We start from the raw sequence: 21,274 nt of genomic DNA, 5'->3' as shown, positions 1-21,274 counted from the left end.
AGTTCCTCAGATTTTCCTCTGTGTACCTCTGTGTCCTCTGTGGTGAGTGCTTTTGAGGTTTTGGTTATACCGGGATTTCCTTCTCCCGGGAGACTTCACGCTGGTATACCTCGGCGAGGATGGCGTGGCCACCTTCGGAAAGGAGCTGCTCGGCGAGCTTCACACCAAGCTTCTCGCAGTCGTCGGCAGGACCAGTCACGACTCCCTTGACGGAAACCTTGCCGTCGACGGAGGCGATGAAACCGGTCAGCTTCAGCTGGTCGCCGGTCACTTCGCCGAAGGCGGCGATGGGAACCTGGCAGCCACCCTCGCAGCGCCACAGCAGAGCGCGCTCGGCACGAACGGCGCGGCTGGTGTCCGGAGAGTTGAAGAAGGAGATGGCGTCCTTCACATCCTGGTTGGAAAGGTTGCACTCGATGCCCAGCGCGCCCTGGCCGATGGCGGGGAGGGAGAGATCGGTCGGGAGCATCTCGGTGATCTGATCGGCAAAGCCCAGGCGGTTCAGGCCGGCCGCGGCGAGGATGACGGCGTCAAGCCCTTCGGTCTTAAGCTTGTCCATGCGTGTCTGCACGTTGCCGCGAATGATGACCATCTCGAGGTCGGGACGCACCTTGAGGAGCTGCGCCTGACGCCTGAGCGCAGAGGTGCCGATACGCGCGCCCTGCGGCAGGTCGGCGAACTTGACGCCGTTGGAGATGACCGCATCGCGCGGATCTTCGCGCTCGGTGATGCAGTAAAGGCCCAGACCCTCGGGGAATTCGGTCGGCACGTCCTTCATGCTGTGCACCGCGATGTCGATCTCGCCGCGCAGCATCGCCTCCTCGATCTCCTTCACGAACAGGCCCTTGCCGCCCACCTGAGCCAGGGGCACGTCGAGGATCTTGTCCCCGATGGTCTTGATCTTGGTGAGGGTGACGGTCATGTCCGGGTAGCGTTTTTCCAGCTCGGATTTGACCCAGTTTGCCTGCCAGAGTGCGAGCTGGCTCGCGCGGGTACCTATTCTCAGCTCTTTCAGCGCCATGTACTTCTCCTTTGTGTTAATCGAGGGATTAGGGACTAGGGGCTAGGGGCTGGCGTACAATCCGCCGTTCCCCTAACCGCTACTACCTAATCCCTTGGATAAAGTGATATTGACCGGACCCGTCGCCGGTTCAGGCAGTTCCAGCCCCCAGCCCCTAGCCCCGGTTTTTCAGCCCCTAGCCCCTGCTTCTCAGTCTTCCAGTTCCATCATGTTGTCCTGCGACTCCCCCCCGACTTCGAGGTCGAATAGGTTCCTCAGCGCGTCGACATAGAGGTCGTTGCGGTTTCCCTGGTCGATCCTCTTCAGCACGCTGGTGGGCTGGTGCAACAGCTTGTTCATGATGGCGTTGGTGAGCGCATCGAGCTTCTTCTCGGCGCCGGGGGGAAGGTCCTTCCACCCGGAGATGGTCTTGGAGAGCTCGGCCTTGCGGATCTCGTCGAAGTGGGTCCTGAGCGCCACGATGGTCGGGGTGACCTCCAGCGAGGAGAGCCACTTGAAGAACTGCCCGATCTCCTGCTCGACGATGGCCTCGGCCTTGGCCGCCTCGACCTTGCGCTGTTCCAGGTTGGTGGCGACGACGCCGTTCAGATCGTCGACGGTGTAGAGATAACAGTTCTCCACGTTGTTGACCTTGGGGTCGATGTCGCGCGGCACGGCGATGTCGATGAAGAACATGGGCTTGTGCTTGCGGCGGCGCAGCACTTCCTCCATATCCTTTTCGTGGATGATGAAGTGCGGCGCGCCGGTGGAGGAGAGGATGATGTCGGCCTTGGGAAGGGTCTCCATCAACGCCTCGAAATGAACCGGCTTCGCGTCGAATTCCTCGGCCAGCTTTTCGGCGCGCTCGTAGGTGCGGTTGGTGACCATGACGCCGCGCACGCCGGTGTTGATGAAGTGCTTGGCGGCAAGCTCGCACATCTCGCCGGCGCCGATCAGAAGGACGGTCTTGTCGGAGAGTTCCCCGAAGATTTTCTTGGCCAACTCGACGGCTGCAAAGGCGACCGATACGGCGGAGGAGGCGATTTTGGTCTCGGTGCGGACCCTCTTGGCAACGGAGAAGGCCTTGTGCAGGAAGCGGTTCAGGATGATGCCGGAGCTCTTGTACTCGGCGGCGTAACCGTAGGAGGTCTTGATCTGCCCGAGTATCTGCGGCTCGCCGACCACCATGGAATCGAGGCTGGAGGCGACCCGGAAGACGTGACGGGTGGCGTCCTCGCCGTGGTAGCTGTAGAGGTGCTTCTCCAGCAACTCCAGGGGGACGTTGTGGTAATCCGCCAGGAAACGCTTGATCCTCGCCATCCCCCCAGCGACGTCGCGCGTGGTGGCGTAGATCTCGACCCTGTTGCAGGTGGAGACGATGACCGCCTCGGTGATGTCGGGCAGCGCCACGACAGCCTGGAGCGGTTTTTCCATCTGGGTCGGGGCGAAGGCTACTTTTTCCCTTATTTCAACTGCGGCAGTTTTGTGCGACAGCCCAACCACAATAATATTCATAACAAACCTGCCTCTTCCTGAGAATCACAACCGAAAAGCGGTTGCCGCCTCTTGTTGCCCTTACTTGTAGCTGTGCAGCCCCGACAGGAGAAGATTCACGCCGAGGAAGGTGAAGAGCATGATGACAAATCCGAAAATGGAAAGCATGGCAGCTTTCCTGCCGCGCCAGCCGGTAGTGAGCCGGCCGTGGAGAAGCGCCGCGTAGATGAACCAGGTGATGAGCGACCAGGTTTCCTTGGGGTCCCAGCTCCAGTAGGTGCCCCACGCGGTTTCGGCCCAGATGGCGCCGGAGATGATGGCGAAGGTCAGCAGCGGGAAGCCGAAGGTAAGGCAGCGGTAGCTGATGTCGTCCAGCATGTCGAGCGGCGGCAGCTTCTGGAACATCGGCCCGAGCCGGCGCTTCTTCAGGAAGTGCGACTGGATCAGGTACATGACGCTGACGCCGAAGGAGATGGCGAAGGCCGCGTACCCGAGGAAGGCCATGATGGTATGGATGGCGAGCCACTTGCTCTTGAGCGCGGGGTTCAGCGGCGGGATGACGGCCGAGAAGGTCGCCGAGATCGCCAGGATCAAAAGCGCCAGCGGCATGACGAACGAGCCGAGGATGGACGCCTTGTAGCGCCTCTCGAACATAATGAAGATGCCGACCGTGGCCATGCTGAAGAAGGAAAGCGATTCGTGGAGATTGGTGATCGGGGTGTGCCCCGCTTCGAGGAAGCGGTTCAGCGTGAAGCCTAAATGCACAACGAAGCCTGCCACGGTCAGCCAGAAACCGGCGCGTCCGAGGGATTGCTTGGGCTTGACCAGGTAGGCAAGGTAGATGACGGTGGCTACTGCGTAGATGACCAGGGTGCTGTTGAAAAGCAAGGCATTCATGACGGTTCCTTTTTATCAGCCCCATCCGGGCCAGGTCGAGCCCCGGTAGCGGAGAGCTTCAGGAGTATCTGGTCTATTACATCTCTCTGCCCGTTTTTGATCAGCGCGGGAAGATTGAGCGCTGCCAGTTCGGCAAAAACCGGGTCATTGTATGCGTTCCGCACCTTTTCAGTCAATAGCTTTTCACGGACAGTACCTAAAAGCGATACAGCTTCGGCATATTCAGGACCGAAAAGGGGCTCGATCATGGTTACGATCTGCCGTGACAGCGCCGGGCTGGCACCACCTGTAGACACGGTGATCAGAAGGTCCCCCTGTTCCAGTACGGCGGGGGTGGTGAAAGCTCCTTGAGCCGGCGCGTCCACCACATCGGCCAGGATGCCGCGCTCCTTCGCCTCGGCTGCAACCTCCCGGTTCAACTGCGGATCGTCGGTGGCGGCGAAGGCGAGCATTGCCCCGGCCAGGTCGCCGTGACGATACCCTCTTTCCAGGTGCCGCAGCGTCCCCTGCTCGGCAAGCTCCGCAAGCGCCGGAACGAGTACTGGCGCGACCACGGTGAGTCGGGCGCCGGCGGCTAAAAGCCGCTTCGCCTTTCTGGCCGCGACCTTCCCGCCCCCCACGATCAGCACGCTCTGGCCATGCAGGTCTACATTTATCGGGTAGTAGCGCAAGTTGGCTCTCCGATTCAGAATTTTCGCCAATATGGCCTTAAGGCGCGCCACTGTCAACCTTGAATACGCGAACCAGGAAAGGCATCGCTCACCGCACTGTTTTTTCGCCTCTTCTTTGGTTAAGAGGGCTGGGAAGGCCCGTTAATGTCCCCTAACCCCGCGACAAGTTACCCCTTGCATTTTTCATCGGCTCATTTATAGTAGGAATCACTTTTTTTATTAAAGGAGAGGGTTCATGGCCAGCGAAAACGTACACACCTTTACCGACGACAACTTTGAGAAGGAAGTACTCCAGTCCAACATCCCGGTGCTGGTTGACTTCTGGGCCACCTGGTGCGCCCCCTGCAAAGCGATCGCTCCCCTCATCGATACCATAGCGTCGGAGTACGACGGACGCATAAAAGTAGGCAAGGTAAACGTCGACGACAACCCGGGTACTCCGGCAAAATACGGGGTGCGCGGCATCCCCACGGTCATCCTGCTGAAGGACGGTAAAGTCGTGGACCAAGTGGTCGGCGCGATACCCAAAGCACAGCTGGAGGCCCTGATCAAGAAGGCGCTCTAAAAATGAAAAGGCAGATCCCGTCTAAGAAGTTTGCAGCAAAAATTATCCCCTTAGCGCTTGCCGGCCTGCTGCTATCCACGCAGCCGGCAGCCGCCATCCTGCAAAAAGGGGAGGCGGCGCCTCCCATCAAGCTGGTGACAACCTCCGGGCAACCGATCACGCTCAACAACTACAAGGGATACGTGCTGGTGATGGATTTCTTCGCCACTTGGTGCATTCCCTGTAAAGAGTCGATCCCCCACATGAACGCGCTGAGGCAGAAGTACGGCAAGCAGGGGTTGCAGGTCCTGGGCGTCAGTGTGGATGAGGGGAGCGACCGCGAGGTAAGATCCTTCATCGGTGAAAAGAGGATCAGCTACCCGGTGGCGATCGCAGGGGAGGAAATGCAGACCGACTACGGGCTCCGCTCCATTCCGACGGTGTACGTAATCAACAAGAGAGGGGTCGTAGCCGAGAAGTTCCAAGGCTTTTCCGACCAGACGGCGAAAGCGATGGAAGATACCATCAAGAGGCTTCTCGCCGAGTAACACACCTTTCCAGACTCAAACGGAAGCGGCATTCCCGCCATGATAGCCACACGGCCATCGGCGGGGGTGCCGCTTCTTCGCGTTTAAGGCTTTGCTTTCTTTCCTCGCAGAGCAAATCCCCCCCGTCCCCCAGTATTGTCCGGTTAGGTACTTGCATTATCTATAATCAAGCGCTTTCCTGCTCACCCCCACCCCCTACCCCCCTCCACCGGGGGAGGGAGGACTTTTCCCCTGACTCCCACGCATAGCATTTCCCAGAGCCTTGTAGCATCAGGCAAGAATGACGCAGGATCGTTCTACCTCTCTTTGCTCCTTCGGCTGTACCATCTGTGTCATATCTACGGTCTACACATCCGGCACTAAGTCATTGGTGGTTGCCCATAAACTCTGAGACTCGTGATTATGTTTTCGTACTGTACAATTGGCGGATGCAAATTTTGCAGATGCAGGCAGAACGATCTCAAGGTGTGGACGATTCGACATTCAGCGAACCCAAAAGGAGAATAGAATGCAAAAGCGAATACTGGGGAAAAGCGGCCTGGAGGTTTCAGCTCTTGGCCTGGGATGCATGGGAATGAGTTTTTCTTACGGGCCGCCCAAGGACAAGCAGGAGATGATCGCGCTGCTCCATGCGGCGGTGGAGCGGGGGATAACCTTCTTCGACACGGCGGAGGTGTACGGGCCGTACATCAACGAGGAGCTGGTCGGCGAGGCGCTCTCGCCCCTGCGCGACAAGGTGGTGATCGCCACCAAGTTCGGCTTCGATATCAATCCCGATAAGGACCCAAGGGGGATGAAGGGGGCACCGGCCTTGAACAGCCGGCCGCAACACATCAAGGAGGTCGCCGAAGCGTCGCTCAAGCGCCTCAGAATCGATGCCATAGACCTCTTCTACCAGCACCGCGTCGACCCTGATGTGCCGATCGAAGAGGTGGCGGGAGCGGTGAAGGAGCTGATCCAGGAAGGAAAGGTGAAGCATTTCGGCCTCTCCGAAGCCGGGGTCCAGACCATACGCCGCGCTCACGCCGTTCAGCCGGTCGCCGCCTTGCAGAGCGAGTATTCGCTTTGGTGGAGGCGCCCTGAGGAGGAGGTGCTGCCGACCCTCGAAGAGCTGGGGATCGGGTTCGTCCCCTACAGCCCGCTCGGCAAGGGGTTCCTTACCGGAAAGATCGATGCGTCCACCACCTTCGACAGCACCGACTTCCGCACCACCCTACCCCGCTTCACGCCTGAGGCGAGGCAGGCAAACCAGGCCCTGGTCGACCTCATCGGGCAGATCGCGGCGCGCAAGCAGGCGACTCCGGCGCAGATTGCCTTAGCCTGGCTCCTGGCGCAGAAGCCGTGGATCGTCCCCATCCCGGGAACGACGAAACTGGAGCGCCTGGAGGAGAACATCGGCGCAGTGAAACTGGAACTGAGCCCCGGCGACCTCGCCGAAATCGGCAGCGCCGCCTCCAAGATCCAGGTGGAGGGTGCCCGTTACCCGGAAAGGCTGGAAGAATTGACCGGCCGTTAACACGCAGGAAACAACACTAAAGGAGGAATATCAAATGCCCAACGCCAAAGCCTACTCCGCTGCCAGCGCCACTTCGCCGCTGGCTTCCACCACCATATCCCGCCGCGAACCAACCGAGCGCGACGTGCAGATCGAGATCCTTTTTTGCGGCATCTGCCACTCCGACCTGCACTCCGTGCGTAACGAGTGGAGCAGCGTCATGCCCACGGTGTACCCCATCGTCCCCGGCCACGAAATAGTGGGACGCGTCACCAAGGTCGGGTCCGCGGTCACCAATTTCAAGCCGGGCGACCTGGCCGGGGTCGGCTGCCTGGTCGATTCGGACCAAAGCTGCCCCCATTGCCACGAGAATCTGGAACAGTTATGCCCGAACCAGGTATTGACCTACAACTCGCCCGACAGACACCTTGGGGGTGTTACCTACGGCGGCTACTCCGAGAGCATCGTGGTGGACGAGCACTTCGTACTGCACGTCCCCGGCAATTTGGAGCTCGCCGGTGTCGCGCCCTTGCTCTGCGCTGGGATCACGACATACTCCCCGATACACCGCTGGGGGGACATCAAAGGCAAAAAGGTCGGCATCGTCGGCCTGGGCGGCCTGGGTCACATGGGGGTGAAGTTCGCCCACGCCTTCGGAGCCCATGTAGTCGTCTTCACCACCTCCCCCGGGAAGAAAGAAGATGCGTTGCGCCTGGGGGCAGACGAGGTGATCATCTCCACGAGCGCCGAAGAAATGAAAAAACATGCAGGGAGCTTCCATTTCATCCTCGACACCATAGCCGCCGACCATGACATCAACGCCTACCTGGGCATGCTCACCCACGACGGCAACCTAACCCTCGTGGGTGCGCCGGAGACGCCTCTCGCCGTCTCCGCCTTCGCTCTTTTGTTCGGTCGCCGCAGCCTCTCCGGCTCCATCATCGGCGGCATCAAAGAGACCCAGGAGATGCTCGACTTCTGCGGCGCGCACAACATCACCAGCGACGTGGAGGTGATCCCCATCCAGAGGGTAAACGAGGCCTACGAGCGGCTGCTCAAGTCCGATGTGAAGTACCGCTTCTCCATCGACATGGCGTCGCTCAAGGCAGAATAACAAAGTTGGCAAAAGATGCGAAAAAGCCGCTGGATTTTGAGTCCAGCGGCTTTTTCTGTATGGCGATCAGGGAAGAGAAGGCAAATCCCCCCAGTCTCCTTCGCAAAGGTTCATCCGGGAATTCCGGGGAGAAAGTCCCCCCCTCCCGCAAGGGGAGGGGGGACCAAGAGCGGCTTTCCCCGGTATTTTCCGATGACCCTTCGCAAAGGGGGGAACGCAATAGCCTCGCCTGGTCTTTTGAGGCAACACAACCCCTCTGCGGTGTTCCTCGACGAACCTTTGCAACGGCGGAGGGGGACTGGCTCCGCAAGGTGCCTGTCCCCCTTGGTCCAGCTGCCCCCTCCCTAACCCTCCCCCTCCGGGGGCGGGAACTTGGACTCCAGATAATTCTCCGCGTGGTAGCTGCTTCTAACGTAGGGGGCGCTCTCGACGTGCTCGAATCCCATCGTCAGCGCCCTCTCCTTGTAACGTTCGAACAGTTCGGGCTCGACGTACCGCTGCACCGGGTGATGCATCCGGCTGGGCGCAAGATATTGCCCCAGGCTCAGGTACCCGCATCCCGCCTTCAGCAGGTCTTCCATAACGGCGAACAGTTCCGCTTCCTCTTCCCCGAGGCCCAGCATGAGGCCGGACTTGGTGTTGAGGCCGGGGGCCATCCGGCGCGCCTGTGCCAGCAAATCCAGAGACCTTCTGTAGTCCGCGCCGCTGCGGATGGAGTAAAGCCGCGGCACCGTCTCCAGGTTATGCCCCAGGATGTCGGGCGCGCTCTCGACCACGGCGGCCAGGGCGGCCCAATCACCACGGAAGTCGGGGATCAGCAGCTCGACCTTCGTCGCAGGGGAAACGCTCCGGATCCGCGCCACGGTTTCGGCATAGACGGAGGCGCCGCCGTCGGGAAGATCGTCGCGGGTGGGGCTGGTAATAACCACGTGGGAGAGCCCCAGCCGCTTGACCGCTTCAGCGACCGAAGCCGCTTCCCCCGGTTCCAAGGGAAGCGGGGTCTCCTTGGAGACGGAACAAAATGAGCAGAGACGCGTGCAGATGCGCCCGAGGATGAGGAAGGTCGCCTGGCGCTTTCCGAAGCATTCGGTGATGTTGGGGCAGCGCGCCTGCTGGCACACCGTGTTCAGGCGCAGCTCCTTTAAAAGCCCCTCCATCTCCGCATGGGCCGCGGGGATGATCTTCTTTTGCAGCCAAGCAGGTTTTCTGATCGGATCCATGTGCACCTCAACTTTGGAAAAGGGGGACAGGCTACTTTTTCATTTCAAAAAGTAGCCTGTCCCCCTTTTTTGCAGTTCTACTAAGTCCGCCCCTCGAGGTTCCAGTTGGCGTTTCTATACTTCCGGGTTTCCAGCAACGCCGCGGCGCCAAGTTCCGCCTCGGTTGGGGGGTGCGGTCTGAGGGACACCCCCAGGCGCTCCTGGAACGATTCCACCAGCGTCCGCTTCAACTGGGAGGCCTCGACGGCAATGCCGAGCTCGGCGAGGCTCACCGCACCTGCAGCTCCAGGGGCGGGTTCTTTCAGGTAGCGGAGCCCGTGTTGCACCCGGCTCACCAGCGGAATGGAACCGTGCTGCAGGATGGCGCCGTTCACCCGGCGCTGGGCGTTGCCGCCGATCTTGCGGCCACGCACCACGATGTCGAACTCTTCCTTGCCGGCGAAGCAGAAGGTGGTGCGCGCGCCCAGGCGTTCCCCGTCCGGATTCAGGTCCGCGGCGAAGCTGGCTTCGAGCCCGAGTTTCTGGTAGGTCCCCATCAAAAAGGCGCACAACCTGCGGAAGCCGTCCTTCACTCCCGCCGCGCCGCCAATGTGTCCGGGGGCGCAAACGATGCTGTAGGTCAGCTCCTGGGCGTGATAGATGATCCCGCCGCCGGTCATGCGGCGCACCACCGGGACCTCTTCCTCCCGGCAGAGATCGAGCTTCAACGCGGCCGCGGCATCCTGGAATCGCCCCACGGAGAGCGCAGGGGGATCCCAGCCGTAGAGCCGAAGCAGCGGCTGCGAGCGGTCCTTGTCGAAGCAGTTGAGCAGCGCCTCGTCCAGGGCCATATTGGCGGGGCCTTCGAGAGGGCCGGTGTCGATCAAACGCCAGGTAAACATAAATCCTAAACCTCAAAACCATTAGCACGGAGAAAATCTGAGAACTTCTGAGAAAACCAAACTTCTGAGAAAAGCAAATCTTGTTGGAAAACTGCCAGACCTATCTAACAAAACAGCCACGGAGAAATCAAAGGGAATCTGACGTGATCCCTCAGATTTTCTCCGTGGCCGATGCTTCCTGTTCTGCCTCTGCTTTATTCGCAGCAGACCTGCTGCGCCCTTGCCGCCCGGGTCTCGTCCAACCGCCCGACCGGGGTCGTGACCGGCGCCCGATGCAGGGCCTCCGGGTCCTCCCTGGCTATCCTCGCCGCCTCCAGCATCACGTCGATGAAGAGGTCCATGGTCTGCTTACTCTCCGTCTCGGTCGGCTCGATCATGATCGCCTCCTTGACGTTCAAGGGGAAATAGACAGTCGGGGGATGGAAGCCGCGGTCGATCAGGTACTTGGCGATGTCGATGGCGTGTACCCCGTCCTGCAGTTGCCGGCTCGCCGAAAAGACGCACTCGTGCATGCAGGTCTGGTCGAAGGGAAGCTCGTACTCTCCTTTGAGCCGAGCCATGATGTAGTTGGCGTTCAAGACCGCGTGTTCGCTCACCTCGATCAGCCCCTCGCGCCCCAAAAGCGTGATGTAGGCGTAGGCGCGCGCCATGATGGCGAAGTTGCCGAAGAAGTCGGAAACCCTCCCGATTCCCTCGGGATGCGCCTCGACGGCGAAGCTCCCGTCCCCTTTACGCTGCACGCGGGGGGTGGGGAGGTAGGGGATCAGCCCCTTCTTCACCCCGACCGGGCCGCTCCCCGGCCCTCCCCCGCCGTGCGGAGTGCTGAAGGTCTTGTGCAGGTTGACGTGGATGACGTCGAAGCCGACGTCGCCCGGGCGCACCTTCCCCAGGATCGCGTTCAGGTTGGCCCCGTCGTAATAGGTGAGCGCGCCCGCCTGATGGGCTATGGCGCAGATCTCGGCTATGTGCGGGTTGAAGAGCCCCAGGGTGTTGGGGCAGGTCATCATCACCGCAGCAACCTCGTCGTTCATCGCATTCTTGAACTGCTCCAGGTCCATGTCGCCGTAGGGAGCGGTCGGTATGGTGACGATCTCGTACCCCGCCATAGCGGCGCTGGCCGGGTTGGTCCCATGCGAGGAGTCGGGAACGATGACGTACTTGCGCTTTTTGTCTCCGCGCGCCTTGTGGTAGGCGGCTATCACCATGATTCCGGTCATCTCGCCGTGCGCACCCGCCAGGGGCTGGGTGGTCACCTCGTCCATGCCGGTGATCTCGGCCAATTGCTGCTCCAGGCCGTGGACGAGCGAGAGCGGTCCCTGCACCAACCGCTCGCCGCCGGGAAGCAGCGGCAGGAACGGGTGGCATCCGGCGAAGAGCCCCCCCGCGTTCTCGGTCACCTTGGTGTTGTACTTCATGGTGCAGGAGCCCAGGGGATAGAAGTTGGTGTCCACGGAGAAGTTCCTCCGGGAAAGGTTGGTGTAATGCCGCACCAGGTCCAGTTCGCTCACCTCCGGCAGGAGGACCGGCTCCTTGCGCCGAAGCGCATCGGGGAAGGGGGACGCCTTCGGGACGTCGGAGAGGGGAACCCGCACCCCGTTGCGTCCCGGCACCGATTTTTCGAATATCAGCTGCATAGCGCCTCCTCCAAGAGAGCTGCCAGTCGGTCGATCTCCGCCTTGCTCCGTTTCTCCGTTACCGTTACCGTCAGCGCGTTATCCATGCCCGGATAGTACTGTACCAGCGGCACGCCAGCGGCTACTCCGCAGGCTAGGAGTTTCTCCACCACTGGCGCCGCGTCTTTGGGAAGCGATAGGGTGAACTCGTTGAAGGTGGTCCCGGCGTTCATCACGCTCACTCCCTTGACGCCGGTAAGGCGGGACTTCGCGTACTGCGCCTTGTCGTAGTTCAAAACTGCCAGCTCTTCGAAACCCTTTCGACCGAGCGAGGCGCAGAAGATTAATCCGCGCAGGGCGCACAGGCTCTGGTTGCTGCAGATGTTGGAGGTCGCCTTGTGCCTTTTTATGTGCTGCTCGCGCGCCTGGAGGGTCAGCACGTAGCCGCGGCGCCCCTGGTTGTCGATGGTCTCGCCCACGATCCTGCCGGGGAGGTTGCGGATGAAGCGCTTGCGCGTGGCGATGAACCCGAAATAGGGGCCGCCGAAGGAGAGCGGGTTGCCGAGGCTCTGGCCGTCGCCGACCGCGATGTCGGCTCCCATCTCGCCCGGGCTCGCTACGAGGCCCAGGGCGATGGGGTAGCCGGAGATGATTAGGAGTGCCCCTTTCTCGTGGGCCTTAACGGCGAGTTCGGAGAAGTCCTGCACGCTCCCGAAGAAGTTCGGGTTCTGCACGATCACCGCGGCCGTCTCCTCGTCGATTGAATCGATGAGCCTTTTTAGGTCCGAGCCGCAGCCGTCGGGAGCCACCTCGACCGCTTCCGCGGAAAGCCCGTGCAGGTATCCAGTCACGATCTCGCGGTGCAGCGGATTGATCGAGGCGTCCAGGACCACTCGGTTGCGCTCGGTGATGCGGAGCGACATGAGGGCCGCCTCGGCCACCGCGGTTCCGCCGTCATAGAGCGAGGCGTTGGATGCCTCCATCCCGGTCAGCCGGCAGATCACGCTCTGGTATTCGAAGAGCGCCTGCAGCGTCCCTTGCGAGCACTCCGGCTGGTAAGGGGTGTAGGCGGTGTAGAATTCGGCGCGCGAGGAGAGGTGGTCCACCGCCGCCGGTATGATGTGGTCGTAGATGCCGCCGCCGATGAAGGGGACGATCTCCGCCCCCCCGGCCGCGGCCTTCTCCCTCATGATCCGCATCAGCTCGAACTCGGACATGCCGGGGGGGAGGTCGAAAGACTTGGCGCGCAGTTCCGCCGGGATGGGAGCGAAGAGCTCCTCGATGCTACCCGCGCCGATCACGGCGAGCATCTCCCGGATCTCGTCCGGTGTGTTGGGACAGTATCCCATCCCTACAGTCCTTCCAGGTACTTGGCGTACGCCGCTGCATCCAGGAGCGCACCAAGCTCGGAGGCGTCAACACCTTCCAGCCTGCAGATCCACCCTTCGCTCTCGGCGCCCTGGTTCACCAGCTCAGGGGCGTCCTCCAGCTTGTCGTTCACCTGGGCCACCTTGCCGGAAACCGGCGCGTAGATGTCGCTTGCGGCCTTGACCGATTCGATCCCCGCCAGGGTGTCGAACTGCTTCACGCTCTTGCCGATCTTCGGGAGTTCCACGAAGGTGATGTCCCCCAGTTCGTGCGCCGCGTGCTCGCTGATGCCGACGATCGCCTGCGCCCCGTCCATCTCTACCCACTCGTGCTCCTTGGTGAAGAACTTTGCCATCTGGTGATCCTCCGTTTTGTGTGGTTCGTATCGTTCGCATAAAGAGTTAATTGGCAGCCCAGGCCGGTCCGCGCCTGATCTGGGAATGGCAAGAGGGGGGAGGCCGGGTGGGGGGGGGGAGCCTATGCCCTCAGCGAACCTCCGGTGTAGAAGGGAAGCTCGACCACCTGGGCCTCCATCTCTACCCGCTCGTGCTTGATGGTGAGCCTGGTCCCCAAGGCCGCTGCCTCCGGCTTCACGTACCCCATCCCGATGCCGCAGGAAAGCATGGGGGAGAAGGCGCCGCTGGTCACCATCCCCACCTGCGCTCCCTGATGCAGGATCTCGTAAAAGTGGCGCGGAGAGCGGCGGGAGTCGACGCGGAAGGCGACCTTCACGTTTTCCGGCCCCGTTTCCCGCTCCTTAAGGAGCGCATCCTTGCCGACGAAATCCTTGTCCAGGTTAACGAATGCGGTGAGTCCCGCTGCAATCGGAGAGATCTTTTCGTCGATGTCGTTTCCGTACAACGAGTACCCCATCTCCAGCCGCAACAGGTCGCGGGCGCCCAATCCGGCTGGGGCAACCCTCGGGTCCTTGAGCAGGAGCTCCCACAGTTCCGCAGTCTTGCCGCTGGGGAGGAAGATCTCGTAGCCGAGTTCGCCGGTGTATCCGGTCCGGCTCACGATGGCGTCCTCCCCGAGGACGCGGGTCCTGGTGAACTTGAAGAAGGGAAGCGCGCCGAGTTCGCTCCCCAGATGTTCCACCAGCACCTCGCGGGAGAGCGGCCCCTGGAGGTCCAGCTTCCCGGTCTGCACGGAGATGTCGACCAGTTGCGCCGGCTCTTTCAGACGCGAGGCGATGACCTTGAAATCGTTGGGCGCGGTCGCCGCGTTTACTACGATCATCACCTCGTCCTCAGCCAGCCTAAAGACGATCAGGTCGTCGATCACCCCCCCCGACGGGTTCAGCAGGAACCCGTAGCGCGAGCGCCCGATCGGGATCCCCTTGACCGAGAAGGTGAAGACGTCTTCCAAGCCGCCGGCCTGGATGTCCCCCCGGAACCGGAACTCTCCCATGTGGCAGATGTCGAAAAGCGCCGCTTTTTCGCGGCACCACCTGTGTTCGGCGATGATCCCCTCGTACTGGATCGGCATCAGCCATCCCCCGAAGGGAGCCATCAGCGCCTTGAGCCCCTCGTGGTGGGCTTGCAGCGGTGTCGCCTTGAGATCTTCCATAGCTGCTTCTCCTTTCTACCGGCAGCGGGCCGGCGGTTCGCTCCGTTATCACGTAAGGATTAGGCCGGGAGGCAACCCGCTTTAACTTCTTGCCAAATCAGCCCATTTGCTTATAATCTAGCGTTTATTAGGAGATCCGAGATGGATAAAGAAGCTGTCGTTCAAAAGACCGTCGAGACGCTGGCACCCTTCGAGACCGCCAACCTCGTACATTTGATAAAAACCCTCACCGTGAAAAGCGCGATGAGCAACCCGTGGATCATCGGCGCGTTCCTGGTCATCGCCTTTTATGCCATCGTGGTCCGTTCCAAGTTCGTGCTCTCAATGCTTTTCGCCGCTGTCTCACTGCTGCTTTTGCTGCGCTACACCCTGCCGACCGAGGGGGACACCCTTTCGGTTTCCTCCACACTTCCCTTCGCATTCGGCGGCCTCGCCATAGGGGCGGTGCTCATCTACCTCAATTTCATCAAGACGGAGTAAGTTTTGCGCAGAGTAGGCTTTACCACCACCATCCCGCTCGAGGTGCTGATCGCGGCGGGCGTGGTTCCCATCGACCTGAACAACGTCTTCATCACCCACCATGACAACGCGTCGCTCATCGAAGATGCAGAACTCACCGGTTTCCCGAGGAATGTCTGCGCCTGGATCAAGGGGATCTACGGCGCCGTGGTGCAAAGCGGCGTCACCGAACTGATCGCCGTCACCGAGGGGGACTGCAGCTACACCAAGGCGCTCATGGAGGTGCTCTCCCTGAACGGGGTGCACGTCTACCCCTTCGCCTATCCTGCCGGGCGCGAGGCTGTGCCGCTCAAAAAAGAGATCGAAAAGCTGATGGGACAGTTCGGCGTCGACTGGGACCATGTGGGCGAGGCGAAAAAGCGCCTGGACCGGATCCGCGCCAAAGTCCACGAAATTGACCGCCTCTCCTGGCAGGAAGACAAGGTGACCGGGGAGGAGAACCATTACTTCCAGGTCTGCACCTCGGACATGAACGGCGACCCGGACGCGTTCGAGGCCGAGGTCGACGCCTTCATCGCCGCCGCGGCCGTCCGTGCGCCGCGCCACGAGCGCTTAAGGCTCGCTTTCCTGGGGGTGCCGCCGATCATATCCGGACTTTACGGCTTTCTGGAGGAGGTAGGCGCCAGGGTAGTCTTCAACGAGACCCAGCGGCAGTTCTCCATGCCTTTCGGGATCGAGGACCTGGTGGAACAGTACCGAGCCTACAGCTATCCCTATGACATCTTCCATCGGCTCGCTGACATCTCGCGGGAGATAGAGAAGCGCCGCATCGACGGCGTCATCCATTATGTTCAGTCTTTCTGCTTCCGGCAGATAGAGGACATGGTTCTCAGAAAAAGCATCAAGCTTCCAATCATGACGCTCGAGGGTGACAAACCGGGCGCCATAGATGCCAGAACAAAGATCAGGGTGGAAGGATTTCTGGAACTGCTTGAGGATCGTGACTGAGAGGAGGAGCCTCATCGTGTTGCAATCCTGTTCCGATACAGAGCCCATTTACTGACCCGTGACAAAATATACAATGCGACCTTGATTTCGCAAGTGTAGTAAATGAGAAAAAACAATAAACTAGTAAGCAATCGCCACAGTGACAGGAGCAGAGCATTCAGGTGCCAGACAAATTGAAAATAGGTATAGATCTGGGGAGTAGAAAGGCGAAGTTCGCACTGATGCGCGGAGCGAATATCGTCAGGCTCGCGGACCTGGACACCATCTCCTTTTACAAGAAGTACGGCAGCATGGTGAACGACGAGCTGTCGCTCGACCTTTTGGGGAGCGGCATCTTCACGGCGGAGGAACTCGCCGAAGCGGAGATCACAGTCACCGGCTACGGCAGGAACAGCATCAACCTCCACGGCGCCCGGGTCATCTCGGAGATCAAGGCCCACGTCGCCGGCGCGCGCACCCAGACGGGATTAGCCAACTTCACCCTGCTCGACATGGGGGGGCAGGACACCAAGGTGGCCCAGGTGGTGGGAGGCAGGCTGACCGACTTCGTGATGAACGACAAGTGCGCCGCCTCCAGCGGGCGCTACCTGGAGAACATGGCAGCCGTGCTTGAGGTTTCGCTGGAAGAGCTCTCCTCGCACTCGGCAGACCCGGTGGCGCTGGACGCCACCTGCGGCATCTTCGGCGAGAGCGAGCTGATCGGCCAGATCCTGCGGGGGTACGCGCCCGAGCGGCTTTGCGCGGGGGTCAACCTCACCCTGGTCAAGCGGGTGATGCCCATGCTGAAGCGCTTTCCCTCCGACACACTGGTGATTACCGGAGGGGTGGCCCTGAACCGGGCCATGGTGACCCTGTTGCGGCAGCAGTGCGGGATGCAGGTGGTGATCCCGGAACACCCCCAGCATAACGGCGCCATAGGCTGCGCCTCCTGAAGCGGGGAAGGTGGCTAATGGTTTTAGTTTTCTCTTGAATTTTCCGCGCGGCACGTTTACCCTCGCCGCAATTGTTATCTTCGGAGGGCTTACATGCGCATCGGCAAGAAGGACTGGTTCTTCATCATCATCATCGCGGCCGTCTTCGGCACGTTCTACCTAATCTCCGGCGAGGAAACCACCAAGCGGGTCCCCCTGGACAACAACCACAAGGCTTCCTACGAAATATTCAAGAAAACCGGAAGCAAGATCGAGGCGGACAAAGGTTGCCCGGCCTGCCATTACGAGCCCGGCGGCGTTCCTTTCCCGGCCAAGCACCCTGTCAAGCCGAAGGACGGCCCTTCGCGCTGCCTGTTCTGCCACAAGCTGAGGCTCGCCGGGGTTTAGTTTGACCACGCTCAACCTGACCGGGGAGTTGGAGCGCCTGATCCGGGATATCACCGCCCGGACCCCGCAACTGCAACACGTAATCCCCGACAAACTGCTGGTCTGCGTCTCGACCGGCAGGACCACCCGCGGCGGCAGCCTTGCCAAGATCCACCCCCTGCGTTTCGCCGGCGGGGAAAGGTCTGTCAAGGCGCGGCGCGGGCGGCGCAGCGTACTCTGCACCATGCCGACCATCAAGCACCAGGGGGAGGAGATGCTCTACGTCATCTACTTCCTGGTGCCCCGATTCCTCGAGCTTCCCCAGCGGGAGAAGCTGATCACCATTTTTCACGAGCTGTACCACATCTCCCCTGCCTGCGACGGCGACATCCGCCGTTTCCCCGGGCGCAACTACGCGCATGGCTCGTCCACCAAAAGCTATAACCTCCTGATGGGAAAGCTGGTGGACGCGTACCTGGAGCTGATTCCCGAGCCCTCCGCGCTGGACTTCCTGGAGGGGGACCTGGCCTCGTTGCGCACCCGGCACAAGGCCATAGTGGGTCGCCGGTTGCAGGCTCCCCGCATAAGCATCACCCCCGCATAAGCATTCCCCTCAAGTACCGTCAAGGTTCAGCCGATACGGTGAAGTGACCCTAAAGGTCTCCGTACTCCAAGACAAGGAGTAAACACCTCATGTTAAAGCTTGATTACACCATTGCGAGGAAATTCGAGGAACTGGCCGAAAAGGGGAAGAAGGTCAATTCATCCCAGCAGATAAACGATATTGCCGCGGTCGTGGACTCCAAGCTGTTCCAGGATTGGGCCAATTCCGCCCTGAGCCTGCTGCAGCAGGTTTTCGGCGAGGAAAGCGCCTACTACCGCAACTTCGAGGCGATCTACGCCAAAATCATCAACATCACCTACAAGGAAAGCTTCGACAACTGCCGCGCCATCGTGCAGTCTGCGCGCACCGAATTCGAACGAGGCGGGCTCACCGAGGTCAAGCTGTTCCTGGACCATGCCGTTCTGGAGTACCTCGGGGGGCGGACGCTCGATTTCCTGCGCAGGGGGGAACTGGCAACAGCCAGCATCTTGGCCTCGGTCCTGCTGGAGCAGGCGTTGACGTTGATCTGCGGGAGTAATTCCATTCCTGCCGGGGACCTCTCCAAGATGAACGAGGCCCTCTACCAGGCAAAGGTGTACCAGGTGGGAACCTACCAGCGGGTGAAGGACTGGTGCTACATGAAGGAAGACTTCATTGCCGGGGATGGCTCCAGGTACCGCACCGCCGACGTCGAGGATATGCTGCGCGGGGTGCAGAAGTTCATCGCCAAGGAGATTGGGTAAAGCAAAAGGCGAGATTGAGATTAAGATTGAGTTTAAAATCCGAGACTGTGAGTTCAGACCTTGGATTCAGACTCACATCTAAATCAGAGACATCGGGTTGCACCACAAACAGGAAGGGGAAGCCAAAACGGCTTCCCCTTCTTTAGTTCTTCTCAAGTCTTTGCCTTAGACTCAATCTTAATCTTAGTCTTAGTCTTAATCTAGATTTTAGCTATTTCTTGATGACGCAGTCGATGACGGCGTTGATCCTGCGGTTCTTGGCTCGCCCCTCGGGCGTGCTGTTGTAGGCGATGCGCCGCGTGTAGCCGTACCCCTTGGCGGAGAGGCGGCTTTTATCTATGCCGAAATTCTGCACCAGGTACTGCACCGCGTTTTCCGCGCGTCGCTGCGACAACTTCATGTTGTAGTCGGAGCCGCCGACGTTGTCGGTGTGGCCTTCGATAACCGCCGTCGTGGTGGGATACTTGTTCATGTATTCCCCTACTTTGGCCATTTCGTCGCGATACTGCGGCTTGATATCGGCTTTGCCGCTATCGAACTCGAGCAGCAGGGTCATGCAGAGCCGGTCCGGGGGCTGGACTTCCTTGACGTCGAAGGCGCAGTCGATGATCGCCTCGATGCGGCGGTTGGCCTGCCTCCCCTCGTCGGTGTTGTTGGTGGCTATCGGACGCGCCATACCAAAGCCCCGGGCCTCCAGGCGCGAGCGCTCGATACCGTAGTTGTCGACCAGATAATCGACGACTGCCTGCGCGCGGCGCTTGGAAAGATCGAGGTTGTACTGGGGATCGCCGACGTTATCGGTGTGCCCTTCGATAACCGCGGTGGTGGTCGGGTACTGCTTCATGAACTTGCCGACTGTTGCGACCTCGTCGCGGTATTCAGGCCTGATCTCGGCTTTGTCTATGTCGAACTCGCCCTGCAGTGTTACACAATACTTGTAGTGCCCCGGCGCAGGTTCCGCTGCCGGTACCGGCTCCAAGGGGGCTTCCGCTGCCGGAGGTTGCACCACGGGAGCGGCCACGGGGGCGGCGGCAACTGCCGGAGCGGCCTTGGCCCCGCCGAAAATGAAATCGACCCCCAGGCCGTATTCAAGGTCGTGGAAGGTTTCATCCCGGTCCTTCATTATGATATGACGCACATCGCCTCTAAGCGCCATGGCATCGGTAAGAAAATACTTCACCCCGCCGCCATAGTTAAAAGCGGATCGGTTCACTTCCCCATCCCCCTCGTAATCGCGCCAGTGGCCGCCATACCCCATGGCGAGGTAAGGGACCAGCGTATTTTCGGGCATGAAGTGATACAGCATGTCCAGGTGGTAGTTGAGAGCGTCCACGTCCCCGATCCCGGAACCGTCCTTCCCTTCGGTGCTTATGTAGGTCAGCACCGCCTCCATGCCGAAATGGCTGGTGAAGTTGTAGCCACCACGCAATCCGACCGCTGGTCCGGTTTCAAGCCGTTCCCTCCCAAAAAAGCTGTAACCGGCAACGTAGGGAGAAACGGAGAAGCTTTCCGGCTTCACCTCTGCGTACGACTGCGTGAACAGGCCCAAAAGCAACGCAGGAACCAGAACAAGCTGCAGGTACTTTTTCATCTCACACCTCCTATCGTAGTTAGGCTTCAGACTGGGATGAAGTGCAGTTGGGACAACGGGACGCTTTGACAGGTATCATGGTGCAGCAGTGTGGACATTCCTTGGTGGCAACCGGGGGTGTCGGAGGGGGAAGCATCTTGCTCACCTGGCGCACCAGCAGGAACAGCGCAAAGGCGATGATGATGAAGTCAAATACAGCGTTCAGGAAGAGACCATAGGCGATGACCGGCGCCCCCAGGGCTTTAGCCTCTGCTACAGAGCGGATCGGGGTGCTGGTGAGATTCAGGAATAACGAGGAGAAGTCGATGTTTCCGAGGAGTTTTCCGATGGGCGGGGTGAGTATGTCGGATACGAAGGAGCTTACAATTTTTCCGAACGCGGCGCCGAGCACGACAGCTACAGCCAAGTCCAGCACGTTCCCCTTGAGAGCAAACTGCTTGAATTCTTTAAGCATCCGTTACCCCCCCGTTTATGAGATGACCTCAGCAAAAAAACACATGGGAAAGGCTACCACCCTTTACATCGGGCGCAAGAAAAATGGTTTATTTTCCCTTCTATCTGGTGGCACCCGATGCTATCGCGATGCATCCTGCCGGGCATTTTGAACCGCTCCTTTTTAACCATCAGCAAAAATGTGGACATCCTTTTTTCGGGGAGCGGCAGGCTCATACTGTAGGGAATGCCAAGTATCATGCGAGGTTACATCGACCTACGGCACCTGGCACACTACGTGTAAAGCAGGGAGGAACTCGCTGCTTAGCCCCCGGCCGCCAACCGTTTTCAAGGAAGGACGATGGACCAAATCTCGATATTCACGGCAACTCTCGGGCTTGCCCCGCCTTGGCGGGTTACCTCCGCATGCTTCACCGACCATTCGAACCGGCTCGACATCAAGATCGAGTATTCCCTCGAAACCGTCGCCTGCCCTCGTTGCGGGAGTAAGCTGTCTCACTCCCCAACGGGAACCGTGCAGGAAATCTGGTACCACCGTGATTTTCTCAGCTACGCGACCTACCTGCACGCCAGGATGCCAATCATACCCTGCCGCTGCGGCTCCTTCCGCTTGGAGCGCCCCTGGTGCAGGGAGGGGTCCGGATTCATGCCTATCCCCTCGCTTTAGAGCTGAAAAGGAAGGACCAAGCCCCTTTCCCTAGTAG

Annotated in this window: 23 protein-coding genes; 11 read left to right on the top strand and 12 right to left on the bottom strand. The window is 60.1% G+C overall.

All coding sequences use genetic code 11. The features are described 5' to 3' along the window. Positions 1-64 precede the first annotated feature (64 nt). The 4 genes from hemC to GBEM_RS01995 form a co-directional block, all read right to left on the bottom strand. Complete coding sequence (gene hemC / locus GBEM_RS02010; protein ID WP_012528845.1) at positions 65-1,021, bottom strand: hydroxymethylbilane synthase; 957 nt, start codon at positions 1,019-1,021, stop codon at positions 65-67. Between the two features lie 189 nt (positions 1,022-1,210). Beyond that, positions 1,211-2,515 carry a glutamyl-tRNA reductase gene (gene hemA / locus GBEM_RS02005; protein ID WP_012528844.1) on the bottom strand — a complete coding sequence of 435 codons (1,305 nt, stop codon included), beginning with the start codon at positions 2,513-2,515 and terminating at the stop codon, positions 1,211-1,213. 60 nt (positions 2,516-2,575) lie between these two features. Further along, entirely contained in the window at positions 2,576-3,391 is an 816-nt protein-coding gene (gene ccsB, locus GBEM_RS02000; RefSeq protein ID WP_012528843.1) for a c-type cytochrome biogenesis protein CcsB, read from the bottom strand. Next, complete coding sequence (locus GBEM_RS01995) at positions 3,388-4,062, bottom strand: precorrin-2 dehydrogenase/sirohydrochlorin ferrochelatase family protein (RefSeq protein ID WP_012528842.1); 675 nt, start codon at positions 4,060-4,062, stop codon at positions 3,388-3,390. The genes ccsB and GBEM_RS01995 overlap by 4 nt, the downstream gene beginning before the upstream one ends. Positions 4,063-4,297: 235 nt before the next feature. Between GBEM_RS01995 and trxA the strand changes: the two genes are divergently transcribed. From trxA to GBEM_RS01975, 4 genes are all read left to right on the top strand, one after another. After that, entirely contained in the window at positions 4,298-4,627 is a 330-nt protein-coding gene (gene trxA, locus GBEM_RS01990) for a thioredoxin (RefSeq protein WP_012528841.1), read from the top strand. Positions 4,628-4,629: 2 nt separating this feature from the next. Further along, positions 4,630-5,154, top strand: a complete 525-nt coding sequence (locus tag GBEM_RS01985) for a TlpA disulfide reductase family protein (protein ID WP_012528840.1) — start codon at positions 4,630-4,632, stop codon at positions 5,152-5,154. 508 nt (positions 5,155-5,662) lie between these two features. Beyond that, the gene (locus GBEM_RS01980; RefSeq protein ID WP_012528839.1) at positions 5,663-6,670 is read left to right on the top strand and encodes an aldo/keto reductase; all 1,008 of its coding nucleotides are present in this window, start codon (positions 5,663-5,665) and stop codon (positions 6,668-6,670) included. Between the two features lie 34 nt (positions 6,671-6,704). Continuing rightward, positions 6,705-7,763 carry an NAD(P)-dependent alcohol dehydrogenase gene (locus GBEM_RS01975; protein ID WP_012528838.1) on the top strand — a complete coding sequence of 353 codons (1,059 nt, stop codon included), beginning with the start codon at positions 6,705-6,707 and terminating at the stop codon, positions 7,761-7,763. Positions 7,764-8,107: 344 nt separating this feature from the next. Here GBEM_RS01975 and lipA read toward each other — a convergent pair whose 3' ends face one another. From lipA to gcvT, 6 genes are all read right to left on the bottom strand, one after another. Continuing rightward, positions 8,108-8,983, bottom strand: a complete 876-nt coding sequence (gene lipA / locus GBEM_RS01970) for a lipoyl synthase (protein ID WP_012528837.1) — start codon at positions 8,981-8,983, stop codon at positions 8,108-8,110. Positions 8,984-9,063: 80 nt separating this feature from the next. Next, positions 9,064-9,864 carry a lipoate--protein ligase family protein gene (locus GBEM_RS01965; RefSeq protein ID WP_012528836.1) on the bottom strand — a complete coding sequence of 267 codons (801 nt, stop codon included), beginning with the start codon at positions 9,862-9,864 and terminating at the stop codon, positions 9,064-9,066. Between the two features lie 194 nt (positions 9,865-10,058). Beyond that, positions 10,059-11,498, bottom strand: coding sequence for an aminomethyl-transferring glycine dehydrogenase subunit GcvPB (gcvPB, locus tag GBEM_RS01960; RefSeq protein WP_012528835.1), 1,440 nt, complete (start codon positions 11,496-11,498; stop codon positions 10,059-10,061). Then, complete coding sequence (gcvPA, locus tag GBEM_RS01955) at positions 11,489-12,826, bottom strand: aminomethyl-transferring glycine dehydrogenase subunit GcvPA (RefSeq protein WP_012528834.1); 1,338 nt, start codon at positions 12,824-12,826, stop codon at positions 11,489-11,491. Before gcvPA ends, gcvPB begins: the two co-directional genes overlap by 10 nt. A 2-nt stretch (positions 12,827-12,828) precedes the next feature. After that, the gene (gene gcvH / locus GBEM_RS01950) at positions 12,829-13,200 is read right to left on the bottom strand and encodes a glycine cleavage system protein GcvH (protein WP_012528833.1); all 372 of its coding nucleotides are present in this window, start codon (positions 13,198-13,200) and stop codon (positions 12,829-12,831) included. A 122-nt stretch (positions 13,201-13,322) separates the two neighbouring features. Beyond that, positions 13,323-14,414, bottom strand: coding sequence for a glycine cleavage system aminomethyltransferase GcvT (gene gcvT, locus GBEM_RS01945; RefSeq protein ID WP_012528832.1), 1,092 nt, complete (start codon positions 14,412-14,414; stop codon positions 13,323-13,325). Between the two features lie 141 nt (positions 14,415-14,555). On the opposite strand from gcvT, the gene GBEM_RS01940 reads away from it, so the two are divergent. The 6 genes from GBEM_RS01940 (at position 14,556) to GBEM_RS01915 (ending at position 18,526) form a co-directional block, all read left to right on the top strand. Continuing rightward, a complete protein-coding gene (locus tag GBEM_RS01940; protein WP_012528831.1) occupies positions 14,556-14,894 on the top strand; it encodes a hypothetical protein in 339 nt (112 codons plus the stop codon). Positions 14,895-14,897: 3 nt separating this feature from the next. Further along, entirely contained in the window at positions 14,898-15,881 is a 984-nt protein-coding gene (locus GBEM_RS01935; protein WP_012528830.1) for a 2-hydroxyacyl-CoA dehydratase family protein, read from the top strand. Positions 15,882-16,042: 161 nt separating this feature from the next. Continuing rightward, entirely contained in the window at positions 16,043-16,813 is a 771-nt protein-coding gene (locus GBEM_RS01930) for an acyl-CoA dehydratase activase (RefSeq protein ID WP_012528829.1), read from the top strand. Positions 16,814-16,906: 93 nt separating this feature from the next. After that, a complete protein-coding gene (locus tag GBEM_RS01925) occupies positions 16,907-17,200 on the top strand; it encodes a hypothetical protein (protein ID WP_012528828.1) in 294 nt (97 codons plus the stop codon). Between the two features lies 1 nt (position 17,201). After that, entirely contained in the window at positions 17,202-17,783 is a 582-nt protein-coding gene (locus GBEM_RS01920) for a putative metallopeptidase (protein WP_012528827.1), read from the top strand. Between the two features lie 89 nt (positions 17,784-17,872). After that, positions 17,873-18,526, top strand: coding sequence for a hypothetical protein (locus GBEM_RS01915; protein WP_012528826.1), 654 nt, complete (start codon positions 17,873-17,875; stop codon positions 18,524-18,526). A gap of 211 nt (positions 18,527-18,737) precedes the next feature. Here the strand turns inward: GBEM_RS01915 and GBEM_RS01910 are convergent, their stop codons facing one another. Both GBEM_RS01910 and mscL read right to left on the bottom strand, forming a co-directional pair. Next, on the bottom strand, positions 18,738-20,117 hold the full coding sequence (locus tag GBEM_RS01910) for an OmpA family protein (protein WP_012528825.1): 1,380 nt from the start codon (positions 20,115-20,117) through the stop codon (positions 18,738-18,740). Between the two features lie 19 nt (positions 20,118-20,136). After that, complete coding sequence (mscL, locus tag GBEM_RS01905; RefSeq protein ID WP_012528824.1) at positions 20,137-20,571, bottom strand: large conductance mechanosensitive channel protein MscL; 435 nt, start codon at positions 20,569-20,571, stop codon at positions 20,137-20,139. A 339-nt stretch (positions 20,572-20,910) separates the two neighbouring features. On the opposite strand from mscL, the gene GBEM_RS01900 reads away from it, so the two are divergent. Further along, on the top strand, positions 20,911-21,237 hold the full coding sequence (locus GBEM_RS01900; RefSeq protein ID WP_012528822.1) for a transposase: 327 nt from the start codon (positions 20,911-20,913) through the stop codon (positions 21,235-21,237). The last annotated feature ends 37 nt before the right edge of the window (positions 21,238-21,274 follow it).

The organism is Citrifermentans bemidjiense Bem (assembly GCF_000020725.1).
In the GTDB taxonomy this organism is placed as follows: domain Bacteria; phylum Desulfobacterota; class Desulfuromonadia; order Geobacterales; family Geobacteraceae; genus Geomonas; species Geomonas bemidjiensis.
This window is presented reverse-complemented; position numbering and strand designations above follow the sequence as displayed.